The organism is Nostoc sp. TCL240-02, assembly GCF_013343235.1.
In the GTDB taxonomy this organism is placed as follows: domain Bacteria; phylum Cyanobacteriota; class Cyanobacteriia; order Cyanobacteriales; family Nostocaceae; genus Nostoc.
Map to the genome: position 1 here is coordinate 3,269,372 of NZ_CP040094.1, position 19,525 is coordinate 3,288,896.

18 protein-coding genes and 1 pseudogene are annotated in these 19,525 nt (G+C 43.9%); 9 read left to right on the top strand and 10 right to left on the bottom strand.

The window, feature by feature from the left end:
- Position 1: 1 nt before the first annotated feature.
- The 5 genes from FBB35_RS13935 to FBB35_RS13955 all read right to left on the bottom strand — a co-directional run bounded on the left by FBB35_RS13935 (position 2) and on the right by FBB35_RS13955 (position 6,867).
- Complete coding sequence (locus tag FBB35_RS13935) at positions 2 to 460, bottom strand: aspartyl protease family protein (RefSeq protein WP_174710109.1); 459 nt, start codon at positions 458 to 460, stop codon at positions 2 to 4.
- A gap of 104 nt (positions 461 to 564) precedes the next feature.
- On the bottom strand, positions 565 to 3,357 hold the full coding sequence (gene secA / locus FBB35_RS13940) for a preprotein translocase subunit SecA (protein WP_174710110.1): 2,793 nt from the start codon (positions 3,355 to 3,357) through the stop codon (positions 565 to 567).
- A 319-nt stretch (positions 3,358 to 3,676) separates the two neighbouring features.
- Positions 3,677 to 4,264, bottom strand: coding sequence for a cytochrome C (locus FBB35_RS13945; RefSeq protein ID WP_174710111.1), 588 nt, complete (start codon positions 4,262 to 4,264; stop codon positions 3,677 to 3,679).
- Between the two features lie 493 nt (positions 4,265 to 4,757).
- The gene (locus FBB35_RS13950; RefSeq protein ID WP_174710112.1) at positions 4,758 to 5,666 is read right to left on the bottom strand and encodes a MoxR family ATPase; all 909 of its coding nucleotides are present in this window, start codon (positions 5,664 to 5,666) and stop codon (positions 4,758 to 4,760) included.
- A 127-nt stretch (positions 5,667 to 5,793) separates the two neighbouring features.
- On the bottom strand, positions 5,794 to 6,867 hold the full coding sequence (locus tag FBB35_RS13955) for a bifunctional riboflavin kinase/FAD synthetase (RefSeq protein WP_174710113.1): 1,074 nt from the start codon (positions 6,865 to 6,867) through the stop codon (positions 5,794 to 5,796).
- A 51-nt stretch (positions 6,868 to 6,918) separates the two neighbouring features.
- On the opposite strand from FBB35_RS13955, the gene FBB35_RS13960 reads away from it, so the two are divergent.
- Entirely contained in the window at positions 6,919 to 7,077 is a 159-nt protein-coding gene (locus FBB35_RS13960) for a hypothetical protein (protein WP_174710114.1), read from the top strand.
- 275 nt (positions 7,078 to 7,352) lie between these two features.
- Positions 7,353 to 7,484: a hypothetical protein gene (locus FBB35_RS35470; protein WP_302480971.1), complete on the top strand. Its 132-nt coding sequence runs from the start codon at positions 7,353 to 7,355 to the stop codon at positions 7,482 to 7,484.
- 54 nt (positions 7,485 to 7,538) lie between these two features.
- Here the strand turns inward: FBB35_RS35470 and FBB35_RS13965 are convergent, their stop codons facing one another.
- Both FBB35_RS13965 and surE read right to left on the bottom strand, forming a co-directional pair.
- Positions 7,539 to 8,435 (bottom strand): MBL fold metallo-hydrolase, encoded by an 897-nt coding sequence (locus FBB35_RS13965; RefSeq protein ID WP_174710115.1) that lies wholly within the window; start codon positions 8,433 to 8,435, stop codon positions 7,539 to 7,541.
- 287 nt (positions 8,436 to 8,722) lie between these two features.
- The gene (surE, locus tag FBB35_RS13970; protein WP_174713645.1) at positions 8,723 to 9,520 is read right to left on the bottom strand and encodes a 5'/3'-nucleotidase SurE; all 798 of its coding nucleotides are present in this window, start codon (positions 9,518 to 9,520) and stop codon (positions 8,723 to 8,725) included.
- Positions 9,521 to 9,728: 208 nt separating this feature from the next.
- Between surE and pheS the strand changes: the two genes are divergently transcribed.
- The 7 genes and pseudogenes from pheS to FBB35_RS14005 all read left to right on the top strand — a co-directional run bounded on the left by pheS (position 9,729) and on the right by FBB35_RS14005 (position 14,889).
- The gene (gene pheS, locus FBB35_RS13975; protein WP_012407694.1) at positions 9,729 to 10,721 is read left to right on the top strand and encodes a phenylalanine--tRNA ligase subunit alpha; all 993 of its coding nucleotides are present in this window, start codon (positions 9,729 to 9,731) and stop codon (positions 10,719 to 10,721) included.
- 45 nt (positions 10,722 to 10,766) lie between these two features.
- Entirely contained in the window at positions 10,767 to 10,982 is a 216-nt protein-coding gene (locus FBB35_RS13980) for a hypothetical protein (RefSeq protein WP_174710116.1), read from the top strand.
- Positions 10,983 to 11,174: 192 nt separating this feature from the next.
- The gene (locus FBB35_RS13985; protein WP_174709492.1) at positions 11,175 to 11,369 is read left to right on the top strand and encodes a transposase DNA-binding-containing protein; all 195 of its coding nucleotides are present in this window, start codon (positions 11,175 to 11,177) and stop codon (positions 11,367 to 11,369) included.
- Positions 11,370 to 11,386: 17 nt separating this feature from the next.
- Positions 11,387 to 12,560: pseudogene (locus FBB35_RS13990) on the top strand (IS4 family transposase).
- A 280-nt stretch (positions 12,561 to 12,840) separates the two neighbouring features.
- On the top strand, positions 12,841 to 13,416 hold the full coding sequence (locus FBB35_RS13995; protein ID WP_174713646.1) for a Uma2 family endonuclease: 576 nt from the start codon (positions 12,841 to 12,843) through the stop codon (positions 13,414 to 13,416).
- 50 nt (positions 13,417 to 13,466) lie between these two features.
- Positions 13,467 to 13,808, top strand: a complete 342-nt coding sequence (locus FBB35_RS14000; RefSeq protein ID WP_174710117.1) for a DUF4926 domain-containing protein — start codon at positions 13,467 to 13,469, stop codon at positions 13,806 to 13,808.
- A gap of 136 nt (positions 13,809 to 13,944) precedes the next feature.
- On the top strand, positions 13,945 to 14,889 hold the full coding sequence (locus FBB35_RS14005; protein WP_174710118.1) for a dienelactone hydrolase family protein: 945 nt from the start codon (positions 13,945 to 13,947) through the stop codon (positions 14,887 to 14,889).
- A gap of 26 nt (positions 14,890 to 14,915) precedes the next feature.
- On the opposite strand, the gene FBB35_RS14010 is transcribed toward FBB35_RS14005, so the two are convergent.
- The 3 genes from FBB35_RS14010 to FBB35_RS14020 form a co-directional block, all read right to left on the bottom strand.
- A complete protein-coding gene (locus tag FBB35_RS14010; RefSeq protein WP_174710119.1) occupies positions 14,916 to 16,802 on the bottom strand; it encodes a S9 family peptidase in 1,887 nt (628 codons plus the stop codon).
- A gap of 391 nt (positions 16,803 to 17,193) precedes the next feature.
- Positions 17,194 to 18,639: an ATP-dependent DNA helicase RecQ gene (locus FBB35_RS14015; protein WP_174710120.1), complete on the bottom strand. Its 1,446-nt coding sequence runs from the start codon at positions 18,637 to 18,639 to the stop codon at positions 17,194 to 17,196.
- Between the two features lie 138 nt (positions 18,640 to 18,777).
- Positions 18,778 to 19,521, bottom strand: coding sequence for a metallophosphoesterase (locus FBB35_RS14020; RefSeq protein ID WP_174710121.1), 744 nt, complete (start codon positions 19,519 to 19,521; stop codon positions 18,778 to 18,780).
- Between the last annotated feature and the right edge of the window lie 4 nt (positions 19,522 to 19,525).

Consider the following 19,525-nt stretch of genomic DNA (forward strand, 5'->3'; position numbering starts at 1 on the left):
CTTACAATACACTCAAATAAGTTTGCTCAGAATTCATCGGCAAAATCCGCAACTTCCGATTTTTAAGGTCTGGTTCTAATCCTAAAACTTCCATTGGCGTTACACCCAAAAGGGCATAAGGTACTTCTGTGAGTTCCAGACAATCAAAGGTTCCTTGACGTTCTCCAATACTTAGTTCTACATCTCGAAAAATTTGCCCCTGCTGCACTCCAGCAGCAGTCTCTACCTGGGCTTCTCCACCTTGGACTAAACCTAGTTGACTAATAATGCTAGCAGGTAAACACAGCAAAGTTGCACCCTTATCAACTAAAACATTATCCAGAGTATAAGAGCGAACTTCCCCCGAAGAAATAAAGCCTCGTTGAGCCAAAACTTGATCAATTCTATTCGTGACAGTGAGGGTAACTATTACTTGCCCCATTTGCTTACCCAGAAGATTTGGTAGTATCAGCTTACCCATTTCAGCAAACTCCTGAAAACAAAATATTTTTGAGAGATGCCTTAAAATACAAAGACGCAAAAACGCCTCCGCGCCTCTGCGTCTCTGCATGAGATATTCTCTACTTACACCATCTCTGATGATGCCTGCATCATCTGCTGCGGCTGCGGCTGGAACATAAACAACGAGTAAACTACATCTCGGCGGATGTTGACCATCATATCCAAGAAGAGTTCGTAACCCTCGCTCTTATACTCAATTAGTGGATCTTTTTGCCCGTAACCGCGTAATCCCACTGATTCGCGTAAGGCATCCATTTGTTGCAAGTGTTCCCGCCACAGGGTATCAATGCGTTGCAAGATAAAGAAACGTTCAGCTTGGCGCATGAGTCCGGGTTGAACTTGGTCAATTTGCGCTTCTTTGAGATCGTAAGCAATCCGCACCTGTTCGTGGAGGAAGGCTTTAATCTCGCCGACTGTCATATCTTCTAATTGATTTGGCTGCAAGTCTGCTAGTAGATAGACGAATTCTTTGACTTTCTCAACCAACTTTTCTAACTCCCACTCTTCGGAGGGTAAGTCTATGTTGATGTAGTAATCAACGATATCATCCATCGTTTTTTCAGCGTACTTGATTACCTGTTCTTTCAAATCTTGACCTTCTAAAACCCGGCGGCGTTCAGCATAAATAGCACGACGTTGATTGTTCATCACCTCGTCATACTCAAATACCTGCTTACGGATGTCGTAGTAGTAGGTTTCGACTTTTTTCTGTGCGCCTTCCAAACTGCGGGTAAGCATCCCAGACTCGATGGGCATATCTTCTTCCACTTGGAAGGCGTTCATTAACCCAGCAACGCGATCGCCACCAAAAATCCGCAGTAGGTTATCCTCTAAGCTGAGGAAGAATCTCGTGGTTCCAGGGTCGCCTTGTCTACCTGCACGTCCCCGCAACTGGTTATCAATCCGCCGCGATTCGTGGCGTTCTGTACCAATTACGTGCAAACCACCGATTCCCACTACCTCATCATGTTCGCGGGTAGTAAATTGTTCGTATTCCTGTTTAACGCGGTTGTAAGCTTCCCGCAATTTCAGAATCACAGGGTCGTCGATGGGAGCTTTTTCGGCAGCTACAGCTACCTTGTCTTCTGCTTCTAGTTCCGGTAAACTGCGATCGCCATACTCACGTACTGCAATTTCTACTGCATCTTTGAGTAGTTTCTCTGTTTCTTTTGTTAACTGGGTGGGGAAAATTTCTGGTGAAGCCCGCCAAGTTTTGACTTTTTTGCCAGGGACAAAGCCTTGGCCACCACCATGTCCTGTAGGCAATCCGGCTGGTCTTTGAACCCCAAAGCTATCTTCATCTTCTGGCATGACGATGCGGGGCATGAAGTATTCCCGCAGCTTCAAACGTGCCATATATTCGGAGTTACCACCCAAAATGATGTCTGTACCTCTACCAGCCATGTTAGTAGCAATGGTAACAGCACCTTTACGTCCAGCTTGGGCGACGATTTCCGCTTCACGCTCGACATTCTCCGGTCTGGCGTTGAGTAATTCATGGGGAATCTCTAGCTGCTTCAGCAATCGGCTGAGAAGTTCGGATTTTTCTACACTAGTGGTTCCCACTAACACAGGTCTACCGAGTTCGTGCATTTCCGCACATTCTTTGGCGATCGCACCCCACTTGCCCGGTTCTGTCTTAAAGACCATATCAGACAAGTCTTCGCGTCTTCTGTCACGGTTGGTAGGAATTACCGCAACTTCTAGTTTGTAAATTTTTTCAAATTCTGGTTCTTCCGTTTTTGCTGTTCCGGTCATTCCACCGAGTTTTGGATACAGCAAAAATAGATTTTGATAAGTAATTGTCGCTAGAGTTTGAGTTTCTGGCTGAATCTCCTCGTGTTCTTTAGCTTCAATAGCCTGGTGTAGTCCATCACTCCAACGCCGTCCAGGTAGCACTCGACCAGTAAATTCATCTACAATTACTACTTCCCCATTGCGGACGATGTAATTTACATCTTTGAGGAAAAGTTCTTTAGCTTTAATCGCATTGAAAACGAAGTGTGCCCAAGGATCTTCTGGGTCAAATAAATCTGTGACTCCCAAAAGATTTTCGGCTTCTGCAAAGCCTTCATCTGTCAATAGCACGTTACGAGCTTTTTCATCCACATCATAATGCTCGTCTTTTTTGAGTGTGAATGCTATTTCAGCTGCTTGCAGATACTTTTCTGTAGGTCTTTCCACCTGCCCAGAAATAATCAGAGGTGTCCGCGCCTCATCAATTAAAATCGAGTCTACTTCGTCAATTACGCAATAATTGAATGGGCGTTGCACCACATCTGCCATTGATGTGGCCATGTTATCCCGCAGGTAGTCAAAGCCGACTTCGCTGTTGGTGACATAAGTGATATCGCAATCGTAGTTTTTCTGGCGTTCACTGGGAGTCATGCTTGACTGGATTAGCCCCACACTCAACCCCAAAAACCGATGCACCTGTCCCATCCATTCGGCATCCCGACGGGCTAGGTAATCGTTCACGGTAATCACATGTACACCTTTACCAGTCAGGGCATTTAAGTAACTTGGCAAGGTTGCTACGAGCGTTTTACCCTCACCAGTTTTCATTTCGGCAATTTGCCCTATGTGCAAAATGATACCGCCAAGGAGTTGGACATCAAAGTGCCGCAAGCCTAACACTCGCCGTCCTGCTTCCCGAACAACGGCGTAAGCTTCTGGCAAAAGGTCATCCAGGGCTTCACCTTTGGCGAGTCGTTGTTTAAATTCGACAGTTTTACCTTTTAGCTCCTCATCGGAAAGAACCTTAATTTCTTCCTCTAAAAGGTTAATTTCAGTAACAGAAGGTTGGTATTTTTTAAGCTTACGAGCGTTGGGGTCGCCCAACAAAAGTTTTAGCATGGCAGATTATAGAGCTGAATCAAGGGGGATGGGGATTAAAGGTTCGGCATTGATTATAAACATTTAACCCAACCCAACCGTCTTGGTTGTGGATGGGTGTCAAATGAGAATTACCTCAAAAACAGGAGAAAAACTAGCCAATCATTTAGTAAACTGATTGGTTTTAACTCTTATCTTATATTTAGTCTTTCTTCATAGTATCATTTTGCCCCCAGATGGGGCCAGAGAAGGAGTGGGGGAATAGAGTTATGAGTTATGAGTTATGAATTTTTTCAACTCCTAACTCCTGTACAGACACGATTAATCGCGTCTGTACTCCTCACTTCCATTCTGCTGACAGGCGGCGAAAATTGTAGTCACTAGCGCTAGGATGACAGCTGACACAGCTGCCAAGCTGGACGGGACGTGGTAACTTAACTCCTGGATGTAAAGCTTTGAAATAACGTGAGTTACTGAGGCGATAGGGTGTTTCTTCGTCGTCTCGCTGCACACGCGAGAAAGTCGAAAGATATTTCCACACCAAAATGCGCGGTGGATCGACTAAAGGCTGTAGTTGTGCGCCGTAGTGCTGCGAGTCTTGCAGGAGATTTTTCCAAGTTTGGGTGGGTAAAACGGCTGGTGGTAAGGCAATGTGGCAGGTGGAGCAGTTTTCCAAATACAGTTCTTGCCCAAGTTGGTACTGTGCAGGTACTACGTCAACAGTGCCAATTTCGACGGGGGGAGTAGCACTGTGGGCATTAGTTGCCAAGGCTAGAAGCCAGCCCATAGATAGGCTCCACGTTACAATTACCAGAAGTAAACCGAAAAATTGGCGTTTGAATTGGCGTTCGGCATTTTGCTGTAACGCTTGGCGTTGGCGTAGCCCGCCGTAGGCATCGCGGGTTTTGCGCTTAACAAAAATTGACATTCCTCACATTCCCAGATATTTAAAAGTGGCGCTTGTGCTAATCATAGGACTTACGCAGTATTGGTAGTGTTTCAAATTTTGTGTAAGTAGTTTTAGTAATGGCAAGCAGCTCTGCGTTTATACATCTCTTAAGATTAATTACAGTGGCACACCCCTGGCTATGTAACGAAAAATATCTTGGTAGTTTTAACCTGACTTAATAGAAAAATTAGCCAAAATATCTTAGATTTAATTTGTACTAATATCTCTTCAATCCGTCAATAGCAAAATACTTGTAGTTTCTGCATCAATCCTGTTTCATAACTCACTAATTTGTTTTCTATCTTATTTTGTAAGAGATCCTAACATTTGAAATCCAAGCAAAATAAGGAAATTCAAGTCTATCCCTTCCTTTTATACAGGGTTGCATTGGATTTCAGATTCTGTTAGTAGTATTTAAAGCGAAAGCAATTAGACCAAGATTGAAAAATAACCGTTATCTACCTTTTTTACCTTAAGGAATAGAAACCGATCGCAATAATCGCTCAACAACAGTTCTTGCATTCCGTCCTCCTCTGGGAATAAGGCGATGGCAAAGAACGTGAGGTACGAGAAATTTAACATCATCGGGAATGGCATAATCACGCCCTAATAAAAAAGCAAGCGCTTGGGCAGCCCTTTGTAATGCTAATGTGCCACGCGGACTTACACCAAGGGCGATTTCCTCATCTTGGCGTGTTGCCCGCACCAATTCGAGGATGTACTGTTGCAAGGAAGTTGTCACTTTTACTTGAGAACAGATGTAACGCAATTCCTGTACTTCTGCCAAGGTAATACAAGGCTGCAAATCAGCAACCTTCACACCATTTTGGAGATTTTGCAGCATCAGGAGTTCTTCTGCTTCAGAAGGATAGCCCAAACTCAGCGACAACATGAACCGATCCATTTGCGCTTCCGGCAGGGGAAAAGTACCTTGATACTCGATAGGGTTTTGAGTAGCGATGACGAAGAAGGGCTGGGGAACTCGACGAGAGACACCATCAACTGTTACCTGATGTTCTTCCATAACTTCCAGCAAAGCTGACTGAGTGCGAGGTGTAGCGCGGTTAATTTCGTCAGCTAAGAGAATATTGGTAAAGACTGGCCCAGGAAGAAAAGTAAATTCGCCGCTTTTTGGGTTCCAGATGTTAGTGCCAGTAATATCAGTTGGCAGTAAATCGGGGGTACATTGTAGGCGTTGAAACTTACCATCCAGTGAACGAGCTAGAGATTTAGCGAGTAGGGTTTTACCAACACCAGGAACATCTTCTAGCAGGGCATGACCACCACCTAGCAAGGCTACTAGCACTAAGCGTATTGCCTCAGCTTTGCCAACAATGGTAAGAGCCAGATTTTGTGTTAAAGCGTCAATTTTTTCTCTCATGCAGTGTGGGGAATTAGGAATGGGGAATGGGGAATGGGGAATGGGGAATGGGAGTTATAAGAATTCTTTCCTCAATTCCCAATTCCCAATGCCCAATTTCCCTAAATACATTGTTCCCACTCAGCATTCAGCACTCAACACTCAAAACTTCTTTAGCAACAACGCAGTCAAGTTGAATTTGGGTTTTCAGGGCTTCGAGAGAAGGAAATTTTTGTTCAGGGCGCAAAAATTTAATTAGTTCCACAGCCAGTTTTTTGCCATACAAATCACCAGACCAATCAAATAAATGTACTTCCGCAGATGAATAAGTACCATTTACAGTTGGGCGGTTGCCGATGTTCATTACGCCCAAGCTTTCACTTGAAGCAGCATCTGATGTTTCACTAAGAGTAAAAACACGGACAGCGTAAACTCCTTGGCGGGGCAAAAACTTTTCTTTTGGGAGTTGGAGATTGGCGGTGGGAAAGCCAATTGTTCTCCCCAATTGTTGACCTTGAACCACAACACCAAAGAGAGTATAGGGGCGACCTAGGAGTAAATTTGCGTTTTCGATGTCGCCTTGCTCAAGGGTTTGGCGGATCAATGAAGTGCTAATGCGGGCATCTTGAGTTGGAGTAGTACTGACACAACTGCTTTGAGTAGGTGAGTCACCTGTATAAGTTTGTAAGGGAACGATGGTAACGGGGATATTGTGTTTGGCGGCGATTAATTGCAAATCTTTAGCAGTGCCACTGCGCTTTTCGCCAAAACAAAAATCCTGCCCGATGCTAATTTGCTGGCATCGCAGTTGTTGCACAAGAATTTTTTCGACGAATTCTTCGGGGGTTAAAGCAGATAATTCTTTGTCAAAGGGTAGTAATACTAGTTGTTCTACCCCAAGCGATCGCAATTGTTGGACTTTTTCATCCAGTGGCGTTAACAATGTCCGGGGTTGCCCCGTAAAAAACTCCTGTGGATGGGGGTCAAAGGTGACAACTGTTGAGTAGGTATATTCTTGATTTGTTAGTTGTTGATTTTCCTTTGGCTGTGGACTACTGGCTACTGACAAGTGATCGCCAGGGTGCAAGACTGGTTGAATTACCCTTTGATGACCAAGATGAACACCGTCAAACTTGCCAAGGGCAACAGCAGTCGGCGTTAGCAGCCCAACGCTAGAAGAAGCAACCCACACAGAACACCCATTTTGAGACAAATTTAGCACGTGGATTCTGAGATTTTAGGTTTATTTTAGCTATCAGCAGGAAGCTACCTTATGGTAAACCGCCTTGAGGAGGATATTCACCAACTGCCCATGAGGTTTTGTGCAATCAGCCAGGGTGTTGATGCCACCCCTTTTAGCTATCAGCCAAAAGCTCTTAACCCACGGGAAGTAGCCCCAGATGGGATCTCATGCCATCAGCTTGACTACTAATTTTAGATTTTAGATTTTTATTTTTTGGTTCATCCCCCGCTCCTATATAGGCAGAACAAATCCAAAATCTTCAAAACTAAGTACCCGAACTTTGTAACGGGGCGTTCGCGGAGCGTCTCGCAGAGAAGACTGTTGTCTGTTTCAATCTAAAATCCAAAATTGGTTGACAGCTAATTGCTAATTCCAGATACCCCAAATACCGAGCTAAAAAGGCTCTAATTCCTTGTTGAGACTGCAACGAGGTTTTACCCTAATTCAACTGCAAGAGAGGTCTTGTGGGTGCCTGGGCTGTGTTGGTGAATCTATTAAAGTCTATCCTCCTGTTGTCGCCCTTATCCTATGGTTGGCGTGACAACTCTGGGCAGCGTTGTCTCACCTTGCAGCCAACAGGTACGCTCTGGCGCTGAAAGCTTCTGATCACCAATCTAATCTAAAATCTCCAATTCCTGCGATCGCAATCTTTAGGTAGAAAACTTACTAATAGGAAAAGATTCTGATAAGGCTACTGAGATAGGAATCTGAAGTACCATTCCTTCCCGTGCCATAATAGCACCGGGAAATTTCTCAGAGGCTTGTTGCCCTACACAATCCAAAAAGTCGTCATTGTGGGCGGGGTCGTGGTGGTAAATTACCAAAGTTTTGACGTTAGCAGCTTGTGCTACTTTCACCGCTTCTTGCCAAGTAGAATGTCCCCAGCCAATTTTTGGGGTTTTTGGGGAGTGGTATTCTTCATCTGTGTAGGTAGAATCGTAAATTAGAATGTCGGCATTACGAGCTAGCCACAGCACATTGTCATCGAGTCGGTCAGGAAAATGTTCGGTATCGGTAATATAAGCAGCAGCACCACCACGCCAGTTGACACGGTATCCTACGGCTTCTCCTGGATGGTTTAAAGGTGCTGTTTCTACGGTAACGTCATCAATGTGGATTGGTTGCCCCGGTCGAATGTCGTAGAACTTCAAATTGGCTTGCATAATCTGCAAGGGTACGGGAAAGTTTGGGTGTAACATTTGATCGTTGAGGCGCTGTTCTATGGTCGAGCCATCAGGTGCGATCGCGCCGTAGATATGAAAGTCATTCCCTTTCACAAATCCTGGGGTAAAGAAGGGAAAACCCTGCATGTGATCCCAGTGAGAGTGAGTAAAAAATATGTGACCTTCTAACGGCATTTGGCGCAACCAAGATTGCCCCAAAACATGTAGTCCCGTGCCAGCATCGAAAACTAAGCGTTTATCGCCCGCTTGCATTGATATGCAAGGGGTATTACCACCGTAACGAACGGTGTGTGGTCCTGGACTGGGGATGCTGCCGCGAACGCCCCAAAATTGTACGGTAAATTGATTCTCTATCCTAGACATGGGTATTGCTTGCTGGACTGAGCGGGCGATAATTGGAAAAATTGCTACTTAAATGGTCTAAGTTTATGCTGTCTCAACGATTGTATTAAAGGGAGGATTTCTTGGTAAAACAGCATACCCTGTTTCTGGCTGATTGTGTAAATGTGGATGAAATACTGTCAGGGAGAATTTTCTAGATTTTGGGGTGGATGTGTATCGGTTATTTCAAGAGTGCCCCTACGTTATAGCTTACATTTTTCTCTGATGCATTTAAATAACTCCAGTTTTGTCCTGATAAATCAAATAATTCAGGGAAAATTGAATTCCCAATCAGACAATTTATCTAGTCCAGTTGCGTAAGTTAGATTGTATTGTAACGGGGTTATACTGATGTAGTTTTTACGTACAACCTGCACGTCTGTCGGTACATTTTGAGGCAGATTTAATCCAGTTGGAGGTTCCACCTCCTCAACTACTTCTCCGGTTAACCAATAGTACGTTTTTCCACGAGGATCAACTCGTTTATCAAACACATCAATGTAACGCCGTACTCCTTGACGAGTAAGTGTCACTCCAGCAATTTCTTCCCACTTCACAGCAGGAATATTAACGTTGAGCAACATTAAATCTGGTAGAGGTTTTTGAGCTAACTGGTCTACAAGAATTTTGGCAAACTTAGCAGCAGGTTGAAAATCTTTAGATGTATGACTAATAAGACTTAGGGCAATGCTGGGAATACCTTCAATTAGACCTTCCATTGCCGCCGAAACAGTACCAGAATACAAAATTTCAGTTCCTAAATTTGCACCTTGATTAATGCCGGAGAGAACCAAATCGGGAGGCGTATCTAGCAAAGCCCACAGCGCTAATTTGACGCAATCTGAAGGCGTACCATCGCAAGCCCAAGCTTTGACAGCAGGATGAAAAATTGACTCTACAATTTCGGCGCGAATGGGTTGGTGGAGAGTTAATCCATGTCCAGTTGCTGATCGCTCTCGATCTGGGCAAACTACACTAACATCATGACCTGCTTCTGCCAAGTAGTTGGCTAGGGTACGAATCCCCAAAGCAGAAACGCCGTCGTCGTTGCTAATTAGTAATTTCATAGTCATTGGTCATTAGTCATTGGTCATTAGTTATTAGGTATTTGTTATTAGCGATTTGTCAATGTCTGAGGTCACAAACAGCAAAAAAACATTTATACTCATTAGTAAACTGTGGCAAAATTTTGCCTCTTGGCTGTAAGTTGATTTATCGAACAGTTCACAGCTTTTGACTATAGACTAATGACTAATGACCAATGACTAATAACTAATGACTAGCAATTTAGAAGCTCAACTTTTAGCACTGCGGCAAGAAGGAGAAAAAGCGATCGCAGCCGCCGACACCTTAGAACGTCTGGAGGAACTCAGAGTTAACTATCTGGGTAAAAAAGGGGAACTGGGGGCGCTGTTGCGAAGTATGGGGCAAATGAGTGCAGAGGAACGACCGAAAATTGGAGCGATCGCCAATACAGTCAAAGAATCCCTGCAAACTAGTCTAGACCAGCAACGCGTCGCCCTCGAAGCTGCACAAATTCAGGTACAGCTAGAGGCGGAAACTCTGGATGTAACTATGCCGGGAATTTACAGCCCCCAAGGTCGCATTCATCCCCTCAATGGTATTATCGACCGGGCGCTGGATATCTTTGTTGGTATGGGCTACACCGTGGCTCAAGGGCCAGAAATGGAAACAGATTATTATAATTTCGAGGCTCTCAACACCCCCCCTGACCACCCCGCCCGTGATATGCAGGATACCTTCTATCTGCCAGATGGGAATCTTTTACGCACTCATACCTCGTCAGTGCAAATTCGTTACATGGAAAGAGAAGAACCACCGATTCGGGTTGTGGCTCCAGGGCGAGTTTATCGGCGAGATAATGTAGACGCGACTCACTCAGCAGTTTTTCATCAAATAGAACTTTTAGCCATTGACGAGGGACTAACTTTTACAGACCTCAAGGGTACAATTAAAGTATTTTTACAAGCAATATTTGGTGATTTACCTATTCGCTTCCGCGCCAGTTATTTCCCCTTTACTGAACCTTCGGCTGAAGTAGATTTGCAGTGGAATGGTCGCTGGTTAGAGGTGATGGGCTGCGGTATGGTCGATCCAAATGTACTTAAGTCTGTGGGTTATGACCCAGAAGTTTATACAGGGTTTGCTGCCGGTTTTGGTGTAGAACGCTTTGCAATGGTGTTACACCAAATCGATGATATTCGTCGCTTGTATGCCAGCGATTTGCGGTTTTTGCAGCAGTTTTAGGACTTATGTAATAGTTATGTACTGCAAGCAAGGTAACAATAAATAATGACCTCAGTTTCCAGGTTAGATCAAGTTCTAGAAAGCATTGAAGACTTATCAGTAGATGAACAAGAAACATTAATTGATCTGATAAGTCATCGGTTGGCAGAACGGCGGCGTTCTGAAATTGCTGCTAATATCGCTCAAGCACAAGTAGAATACCAGACGGGTAAAGTGTTCCGTGGAACTGTTACTCAAATAATGGATGAGTTAAGCAAGTGATAACTGTAGTTTTGGCATCATCGTTTAAACGAGCATTTAAGCGATTGGTACGACGACAGCCAGAATTACAAGAGCGGATTGGAGAGCTGACTTTTCCCGTTAAGTCTTGAAAGACTTGCTGGCAAAGGGTTTAAGAAACAGCACAGCAAATACGGTACAGTAATTGAAATTGGGTGCTAAAGGTAACAAGCAATGCTGGACTGGTGGGAAAAGAATTTTGCAACCATATCTCTAGGCGATCGCCGATTGAATGAGCGTGCAATGTCAATCGGGTATGCTCTAAGTTTGGGATTCGGCAAAGCGCTGTCGGAAGTTTTCAGTAATGGAACCGTACTTAAAAGGGCTTATGAGTTTTTGCTAATCCAAAAGTGCAATTTCCCAGCGTGATTGAGCCGCATTGCCAAATGACTGCGGAAACTGTTGCAGAGTGCGACGTAGTGCTGTGTGTTGGAGACACGACTTTTTTTGATTATGGCAGTATTGAGGCTAAAAAAGAAGGTTACGGCCCAATTGGTAAGGGAGGTAACGGTTTAATATTACACAGTGCTTTAGCCATAGAATCGGACAAAGGCCAGTCCCTTGGTCTGTTGTGGCAAAAACTTTGGAATCGAGAAGCAAAACAGAAACCGCCAAAAGATGAAACTCCAACACAGAAGAAAAAACGGCAAGCAGCAGCACGTAAAGAAGCCCGAAACCGTCCCTTTGAACAGAAAGAATCTTACAGGTGGGTAGAAGCGCTCACCACTATAGAAAACCTTGTGAGTAAGCACACGCAAGTGATTCATGTTTTCGACCGAGAAGGTGATATCACAGAAGTTTTCGATAAAGTTCGCCAACTCCAGCACACCGGAGTTCTTATTCGCGCGGCTCATAACCGCAGTTTAGATTCCGAGAGCCGAGCGTCTTTGGTCAAAACTCCTTGCACAACCTACCAGTTTTGAACAGGAAATCGAATTACCCCAGACTGGACAGCGTTCTGCCCGTAAAACCAAGCTGGCTGTGCGATTTTGTCCGGTCAATCTCCGTACTCCCTATCGTTTTGATAACCGTGAGCCTCTACCCGTATATGCTGTTTATGCCACTGAGATTGATTGCCCAGATGGTGAAACACTTGTGGAGTGGATGTTGTTGACTACGGAAGTTATTGCAGATGTCCAGATGGCTTCTACAGTTTTACGCTGGTATACTTATCGTTGGCGTGTTGAAGAATACCATAAAATTTTTAAGTCTGGATGTCAGGTAGAAAAATATAGGCTTGCTGCTGATGGGATGAAGACCCTCATTGGTTTTTTTAGCGTAATAGCTGTTGAGCTTTTGCGCTTAACTTATCTCCACCGCACTCAGCCCTTAGCCCCTGCCATTGAAATTCTTAATCCCCTTGAACTCAAGATTTTAAAAGCTAAGTCTCCCAAACTCCCCAAAGTGCTAACAGTTAGCTGGGCTGTTGAAGCTGTAGCTCGTCTTGGCGGCTACTTAGAACATCGAAGTAAAACACCTATTGGTATCCAGGTACTGTGGCGAGGTTGGTTAAAATTACACGACCTCTGTGAGGGTTGGCAGCTTGCAAAAGAGACTTAACGGGAAAAGTCAGATTGGAGAGCTGTTAGCACTACTAACCGCCGATCCATTTGATCCATTATTGCAGACTCATAAACTTAAAGGCAAACTGTCTGGAGCTTGGGCGTGTTCAGTCGACTATGATTGTCGCATTGTCTTTAACTTCGTGCAAAATATAGAATCTGGGTAAGAGGAAATTTTGCTAATTGATATCGGCACTCATGAAGAAGTTTACTGAATTGTAGGTGCTGTTTTAAAATTTTCCTACTGATTAATTTTGGATTTAGGATTGAATAATTCAATGACTGCGATCGCTGGCAAACGTCTAACACTTGAGGAATATTTGAAGTATGACGATGGCATGGATAACCAGTATGAACTGGTGGCAGGTGAGTTAATTTTCATGCCACCTGAAAGCCCAAAAAATGTCCAAATATCTCTATTTTTGCTGGTTGATTTTCTCAAGTTCGTTCCCGTTAATCGGTTAAGTAATAAAGTTGAAATTGTTGTTGCTGGTTCTCGTGCGACAACTCGCATTCCTGACTTAGTTGTACTGACGGATGAACTTGTAACAGCCTTAGAAGGTGCAACGCTATCTACAATCACCTTGGATATGCCTCCTCCAGCATTAGTTGTCGAAGTTGTTTCTCCTGGCAAAGCTAACGAAGATCGGGACTATCGCTACAAACGTTCCGAGTATGCAGCCAGAGGAATTGCTGAATATTGGATTGTCGATCCACAAATAAATACAGTTACCGTACTGATATTAGTTGACGGGTTTTATGAAGAAACCAAATTTACAGTAAACAGTGCGATCGCTTCTACTATTTTCCCAGAATTACAGCTAACCACAGAGCAAGTACTCAAAGCTGGATAAAGCAATTTGGTTAAAAAGCAGACGAAAGCGCCAGATCAAGGAGCCAACTCATGAAGGTACAACACCCTCTATTCTCCCAAGTTGCTTTAGCGCAGGACTTACCAGAATACAACCTGAAACGCGGGAATGTTGCAACAATTGTGGAACATTACCCCATGCCTGAAGGGAAAGAGGACGGGTATAGTCTGGAAGGGTTTGATTTGCCCCATGTGACGATCGAAGTACCAGCATCTCAAATTATTTCCATTGCCGAGTGGCAGCAAGAAGAAATAATATTAGCCAAGTTACGCCAGCTATCTGGAGCGAGGCTATTACAATTACAAGATTATCTCGATTTTCTCTTGCAAAAAGAAGAGTCTGAACATCAAAGTAGGTTACAATCTCCCATCTAAGTATTTGGCGAGAAAGTTTTTTGCGATCGCATCCCTCAATTAAGCGATTTTCTAGTCTGGCAAACCATTCTGCTGCTGACCAGAACTGTTGGTAAACTAGAGACAATGCCAGTTATGATGTGTGATTTTACCCCAAATGAACGTATCAGAAGACTTTCGCCGAAATCTTCTCAGATGCTTGGGAGGCGAGTGGCCCGAACCTTGTCCGCTCGATCCCCGGTTGGAAGACTCAATAGCTCGTGAGGGATATCGAATTGACAAAGTAACATATCAGGTCGAACCCGGAGAGCGTGTACCTGCATTTGTTCTTGTACCGGATAGTGTGACTCCCAAATCACCTGCTCCAGCGATCGCTGTCTGGCATCAGCATAATAATAATTGGGCGCTCGGTAAGAGTGAGCCTGCCGGTCTTATAGGCGACCCGACACAATTCACAGGTGTTGCTCTGGCACGCGAAGGGTATGTTGTGCTTTGTCCAGACGCCCTGTGCTTTGAGGAACGACAGGACTCGATTCTTCGAGGAGGTGATTTTGAGCGCTTTGCCTTCTTGCAATATCTCGTTAACGGCAAGTGCCTTGCATGGAAATACATACTCGATATGCACAGAGCTATCGACTACTTGTGTTCGCGACCCGATGTGAATGCTGACGCGATCGGTTGCTATGGTCATTCCCTTGGCTCGATTTTCACATGGCTTGTCGGCCCTTGGGAAACACGGCTCAAGTGTCTTGTGGGAAACTGCGCTCTACCAACCTACTCTGCCATTCATAGCACTCGTCGTCTTGCTGGATTTGGTATCTTTATTCCTGGTTTGAACCAATACAGTGATACACCGGACATTGCGGCACTGATTGCTCCTCGTCCTCTACACCTCAATTTTGGCAGCGAGGATAAACACAGTCCGGTTATTGAGGTCAGGAAGGCTATGGAGAAGATTGAGAAGGCTTATTATAAGTGTAAGGCTGAAGACAGTTTTACCTACTTCATTGAGGAAAACCAGGGGCACGTATTGTCTGAGCAGATGTGGGAGCGTGCGAAATCTAAGTTTCTCAAATATTTGCCGCCAAAAGGTGGTTGGTGAATGACACTAACCACCATTTTGAAACTTTATTTAACTATTCCCGAATGACCTTGAATATCTCCCAAAGGTTCAAATCTACCACCTAAGTATTTGGCGAGAAACTCTTCTGCGATCGCAAAGAAATGCAAGCGATTTTCTGGTCTAGCAAAACCATGTCCTTCATCTGTGTAAAGTGCATATTGCACAGGTAAACCAGCTTGCTGCATGGCGTTGACAATTTGATCGCTTTCTGATTGTTTCACTCGTGGATCGTTTGCACCTTGACCGATGAGTAAAGGTTTTTGAATCCGGTCAGCAAAAAATAAAGGCGATCGCGATTTCAGAAACTCCTCTTCTGTCTCTAAATTACCAACGCGATGATAAAGCATTGCCTTCAATGGTTCCCAATAGGGCGGTATAGTTTCTATCAAAGTTATTAGGTTACTCGGCCCGACAATATCCACACCAGCTGCAAAGAGTTCTGGTGTAAAAGTTAATCCTACCAGAGTGGCGTAACCTCCATAAGAACCGCCCATAATCGCAATCTTTTGCGGATCGGAAATGCCTTGTTCCACCAGCCAGTTAACGCTGTCAATCAAGTCATCGTGCATTTTGCCAGCCCATTCCCGATTCCCAGCATTCAAAAATGCTTTACCGTAGCCAGTGGAACCGCGAAAGTTCACTTGCAGAACGGCATAACCCCGGTTAGCGAGCCATTGCGTTGTGGGAGAGAAACCCCAAGTATCTCGCGCCCAAGGGCCGCCGTGAACCAGCAGTACTGTTGGGAGATTCTGCGTAGGTATTCCTACAGGGGTTGTCAGGTAACTGTGGATAGTTAAGCCATCCCGCGCTTCGTAAGAAATCGGTTGCATTGAAGCTAACTGCAACGTTTCGAGTTTGGGTTGGTTACTAAAGAGGAAAGTGCTAGTTTTGGACTCTCGGTTGTAGGCATAGTAATAAACTGGGCCATCGTCAGTTCTATAAGCTAAAGCCCAAGTTTTATCTTCCAAGTCACGGCTAATTATAGAGAATTCTCCAGGACGCACCTTAGCGATTTCCTCAAAATCTGCGGCGATACTGCGATCGATTACCTGCCATTCCTGTTTATCTTTGTAGAAAGAAACTGCTTGGATAACTCGCGTCAATGGGTGAATAATTATCCCCACAACATCATACTGTTCATCTTCAGCAATGACAGTTTCTTGACGGCTATCTAAGTCAACAGCTAGCAGACGTTTGGCATTAGTATCGTGATTCCCTTGAATATAAAGGGTTTTACCATCATCTGAGAAGCTAACAGAATTCCCTTCTTCTTCAGCTCCCCAGTGGCGAAGAATTTCCCACTGTTTATCTGGTTTCTGCAATAACAAATCGTAACCACCATCGGGTGTGCTAGCTGTCGCTGCACGTATTTGAAAATCAGCGTCAGATGTCCAGCTGATAATATTACCGGGGTTATCGGTGTCAAACTCAACCGCACCATTTTTAAGGTTGATGCGGTAAACGTCAAACTTTTGAGGATTGTTCAAGTTCAACGCTACCAGCACTTGATCTGGAAATTTCGGTTCCAGTTCCACAAGTTCTGCTTTTACACCCTGGAATGGCGTTAAGTCACGCACAATTTTGGAGTGAATATTAACCAAGTGTAGGTGAAAGTTCTCGTCGCCATCCGAGTCTTGCATATAAATCAACTGGTCGGCGTTATAAGTCCAGAAAAAAATGCGGATACCGCGCTTTTTGTCGGCAGTTAGTATCTGATCGTCTTCTTGTCCTATAGTTCGCAACCATACCTGCAAGACATTTTTTTCATCGGGGGCGATATATGCCAAGTACTTGCCATCAGGGGAGAGTTGTGGGCTAGTTTTTTCGGGATTCCCAAACAGAATTTCGCGCGGAATCAACGGTGGTAGGGAGGGCGCTTGAGCAGATGACATATTTTTATCCTCTACTTGACTACCCTATTGTCACTTGGTGGTGAAAATGACAATTCATCCTATTGGATGAACCTAGCTGGAGAATATGTAGCAGAGCAGGGCAAAGATAAAAAGTTTTAACTTACTCCCTGTCCCGCTATAAAATTATTTATCTTTTCTTTTGCATCTTTCTCTAACAAGACGCTGCGCGATCGCAGTTATTAAAAAAAATCCACGTATTCTAGCGGGAACACCTGACGGCGAACAAGCAGCAAAGGAGTAATACTCGTAAATGAGTCTTTTATATTCGGCGATGAGTCTTTGATACTCGTGAATGAGTCTTTTATACTCGACGACGAGTCCTTGATACTCGTGAATGAGTCTTTTATACTCGGCGATGAGTCTTTGATACTCATTGACGGCAATTGTCGCAATGTCCGCAACGCAGGTTAGCTGCTTCTTTGTCAAAACCAAAGGCATTTAACAAAAACTGCCAACGACACTGCTTAGTTGTTAGATATTGCTGCATCTGTTTTGCAGCGTGTAATTGCGTCGGTGGCTGATTCCCCGCTTTTTGCCCAATACTGTAATGGAAAGGATCAAGCCAGTTTAGCTGACCGTTGCTATGGAGTAAAGCTAGCGCCGTTGCACCTTCGGGAAATTGTCGAGTTACTGCATTCACTTCTCCCTGCTTTGGTAATTTTTTCACAAGTTGCTGCGCTATTTGTTGTTGCGATCGCATTTGTTCTTGAAAAAACTCCTGTCTTTGCTTATCCCCTGAATCTAACCACCCCGTAGGTTCACTTACCAATGTCAACGCTTTGGCTGGTTTGCCATCCCTTCCAGCGCGGCCAATTTCTTGCACATATTCAGATAACAAATGTGGCGCGTGAAAGTGGGCCACCCAGCGAACGTCACTTTTATTTATCCCCATACCAAACGCACAGGTACACACAACAAAGGGGATTTTGCCACTTAACCAGCTTGCTTCTACTTCACGGCGTTCTGTTGCACCCAATCCCGCATGATAACTAGCTGTAGCGTAACCCATCTCTGCTAACCATTGGGCTAAATCTTCGCTATCTCTCCGAGTGCGAACATAAACTAACCCCGATTGTTGCGGTCTATTTTGAATAAACTTTAATAATTGTTGTTTCCTACCCCGTGGTGTCCAAGCGATGCGAACGCTGGGATGCAAGTTCGGACGGTAAGGATTCAAGCGGAAAATCTCTGGTTGCTGTAATTGTAAAACTGTTTGAATAATTTTTTGGGCTGAGGGGTCGGCAGTAGCAGTAAAAGCGGCGATGCTAATTTTTGTTCCTGCTGGTTTTGATTTGAGCAATGCCGGACGCACCGCCCCTAATCTGCGATAAGCTGGGCGAAAAGTATCACCCCACTGCACTAAACAATGAGCTTCATCTAAAATCAAACCATTAATTTGCAATTGCGGGTGGCATAATCTTTCCCACACTGGGACACTTAGCAAAGTTTCGGGCGATAAATAAAGTAATCTTAGCTGTTGACGTTCTAAAGCTTGCAGAGTTGCACGGCGTTGAGATGAAGATAATTCACTATGCAAAAGTGCTGCTTTTTGGTGGCTTTCTCGTAGTTCCTGTACTTGGTTTTCCATCAACGCCACCAAGGGCGAAACTACCAAAGTTAATCCTGTTTGTAGCAGTGCGGGAAGTTGAAAACAAATCGACTTACCGCCACCTGTGGGCATAATAATCAGCGCATCTTTCTGTGCCAATAAACTGCTGACAATTTCTCCCTGTGGTGGACGGAAATCTTCATAACCCCAGATTTTTTTAAAAGCAGTGAGGACTTCTTGCCAAGATTTGGTTGTAGACTGATTCATAATCAATGATAGATGCACCCATATCCTTGAATGCTGAATATAGCCTCTGTTATCCTGCTAATGGTTCAGTAATTTCATCATTTTAACTGAACTGTATTGAGGTAGAAAGCGGGTTTTTCCTGCCTCCTGAACTATTTATTAAATTTCCACTGATAATCCGGGATTAAAGTAATTATTTGGTTCATCTGGATAACCACGCGGATTACAAATAACGCGAGTCAAACCTATTTGATAATCTAATTGATTGTGAATGTGGCCATGAATCCATAATAATGCTCCAGATTCCTCAACTAAGGTATCAAGATTTGAAGCATAAGCAGCACTTAAAATATCTTCTTTATATTGAAAAGGTATAGACTTTACACTAGGAGCATGATGACTGATAATTACAGTTTTACCAGACAAGCCAGATAATGTATTTTTTAACCAATTAACTGATTTTTTACAAATTAGCGCTGTGTCAATAGTTCTTAACTTTGAGTATTGAGGACTTAATCTAATTTTCTTATAATCGTTCATAATTTGACTAGCTTCTACACCTGCCATCCGTGGCTCACCAAACAGTTTAAAATCAGTCCATAAAGTACAACCTAAAAAATTTACACCTTCAATAGTAACTAAATCATTCTCTAGAACATGAACATTAGTTCCTAATGAATAATCTTTCAGCTTCTCAACAAGCCTTGGATAAGCACTTCCATAGTATTCATGATTACCTAATACATATATCACTGGTTTATTGGGGATGTTTTGAATTGCCCATTTAATTCCTCTTTCTCTTAAATCAATATCTCCAGCTAAAACAACAATATCCGCATTTATATCAGGAGTATTAAAGGGTTTAAATTCAAGATGCAAATCACTTAATATGTGAATTTTCATGCTA

What these genes read in the sequence shown, in the direction of transcription:
- pheS (WP_012407694.1), top strand. Translation starts at nt 9,729, where the DNA reads ATGACTAGCAATTTAGAAGCTCAACTTTTAGCACTGCGGCAAGAAGGA.
- FBB35_RS13965 (WP_174710115.1), bottom strand. Translation starts at nt 8,435, where the DNA reads ATGTCTAGGATAGAGAATCAATTTACCGTACAATTTTGGGGCGTTCGC.
- FBB35_RS13985 (WP_174709492.1), top strand. Translation starts at nt 11,175, where the DNA reads ATGCTGGACTGGTGGGAAAAGAATTTTGCAACCATATCTCTAGGCGAT.
- surE (WP_174713645.1), bottom strand. Translation starts at nt 9,520, where the DNA reads ATGAAATTACTAATTAGCAACGACGACGGCGTTTCTGCTTTGGGGATT.
- FBB35_RS13980 (WP_174710116.1), top strand. Translation starts at nt 10,767, where the DNA reads ATGACCTCAGTTTCCAGGTTAGATCAAGTTCTAGAAAGCATTGAAGAC.
- FBB35_RS13950 (WP_174710112.1), bottom strand. Translation starts at nt 5,666, where the DNA reads ATGAGAGAAAAAATTGACGCTTTAACACAAAATCTGGCTCTTACCATT.
- FBB35_RS14015 (WP_174710120.1), bottom strand. Translation starts at nt 18,639, where the DNA reads ATGAATCAGTCTACAACCAAATCTTGGCAAGAAGTCCTCACTGCTTTT.
- FBB35_RS14005 (WP_174710118.1), top strand. Translation starts at nt 13,945, where the DNA reads ATGAACGTATCAGAAGACTTTCGCCGAAATCTTCTCAGATGCTTGGGA.
- FBB35_RS13935 (WP_174710109.1), bottom strand. Translation starts at nt 460, where the DNA reads ATGGGTAAGCTGATACTACCAAATCTTCTGGGTAAGCAAATGGGGCAA.
- FBB35_RS14020 (WP_174710121.1), bottom strand. Translation starts at nt 19,521, where the DNA reads ATGAAAATTCACATATTAAGTGATTTGCATCTTGAATTTAAACCCTTT.
- FBB35_RS13960 (WP_174710114.1), top strand. Translation starts at nt 6,919, where the DNA reads ATGGTAAACCGCCTTGAGGAGGATATTCACCAACTGCCCATGAGGTTT.
- FBB35_RS13945 (WP_174710111.1), bottom strand. Translation starts at nt 4,264, where the DNA reads ATGTCAATTTTTGTTAAGCGCAAAACCCGCGATGCCTACGGCGGGCTA.
- secA (WP_174710110.1), bottom strand. Translation starts at nt 3,357, where the DNA reads ATGCTAAAACTTTTGTTGGGCGACCCCAACGCTCGTAAGCTTAAAAAA.
- FBB35_RS14010 (WP_174710119.1), bottom strand. Translation starts at nt 16,802, where the DNA reads ATGTCATCTGCTCAAGCGCCCTCCCTACCACCGTTGATTCCGCGCGAA.
- FBB35_RS14000 (WP_174710117.1), top strand. Translation starts at nt 13,467, where the DNA reads ATGAAGGTACAACACCCTCTATTCTCCCAAGTTGCTTTAGCGCAGGAC.
- FBB35_RS13995 (WP_174713646.1), top strand. Translation starts at nt 12,841, where the DNA reads ATGACTGCGATCGCTGGCAAACGTCTAACACTTGAGGAATATTTGAAG.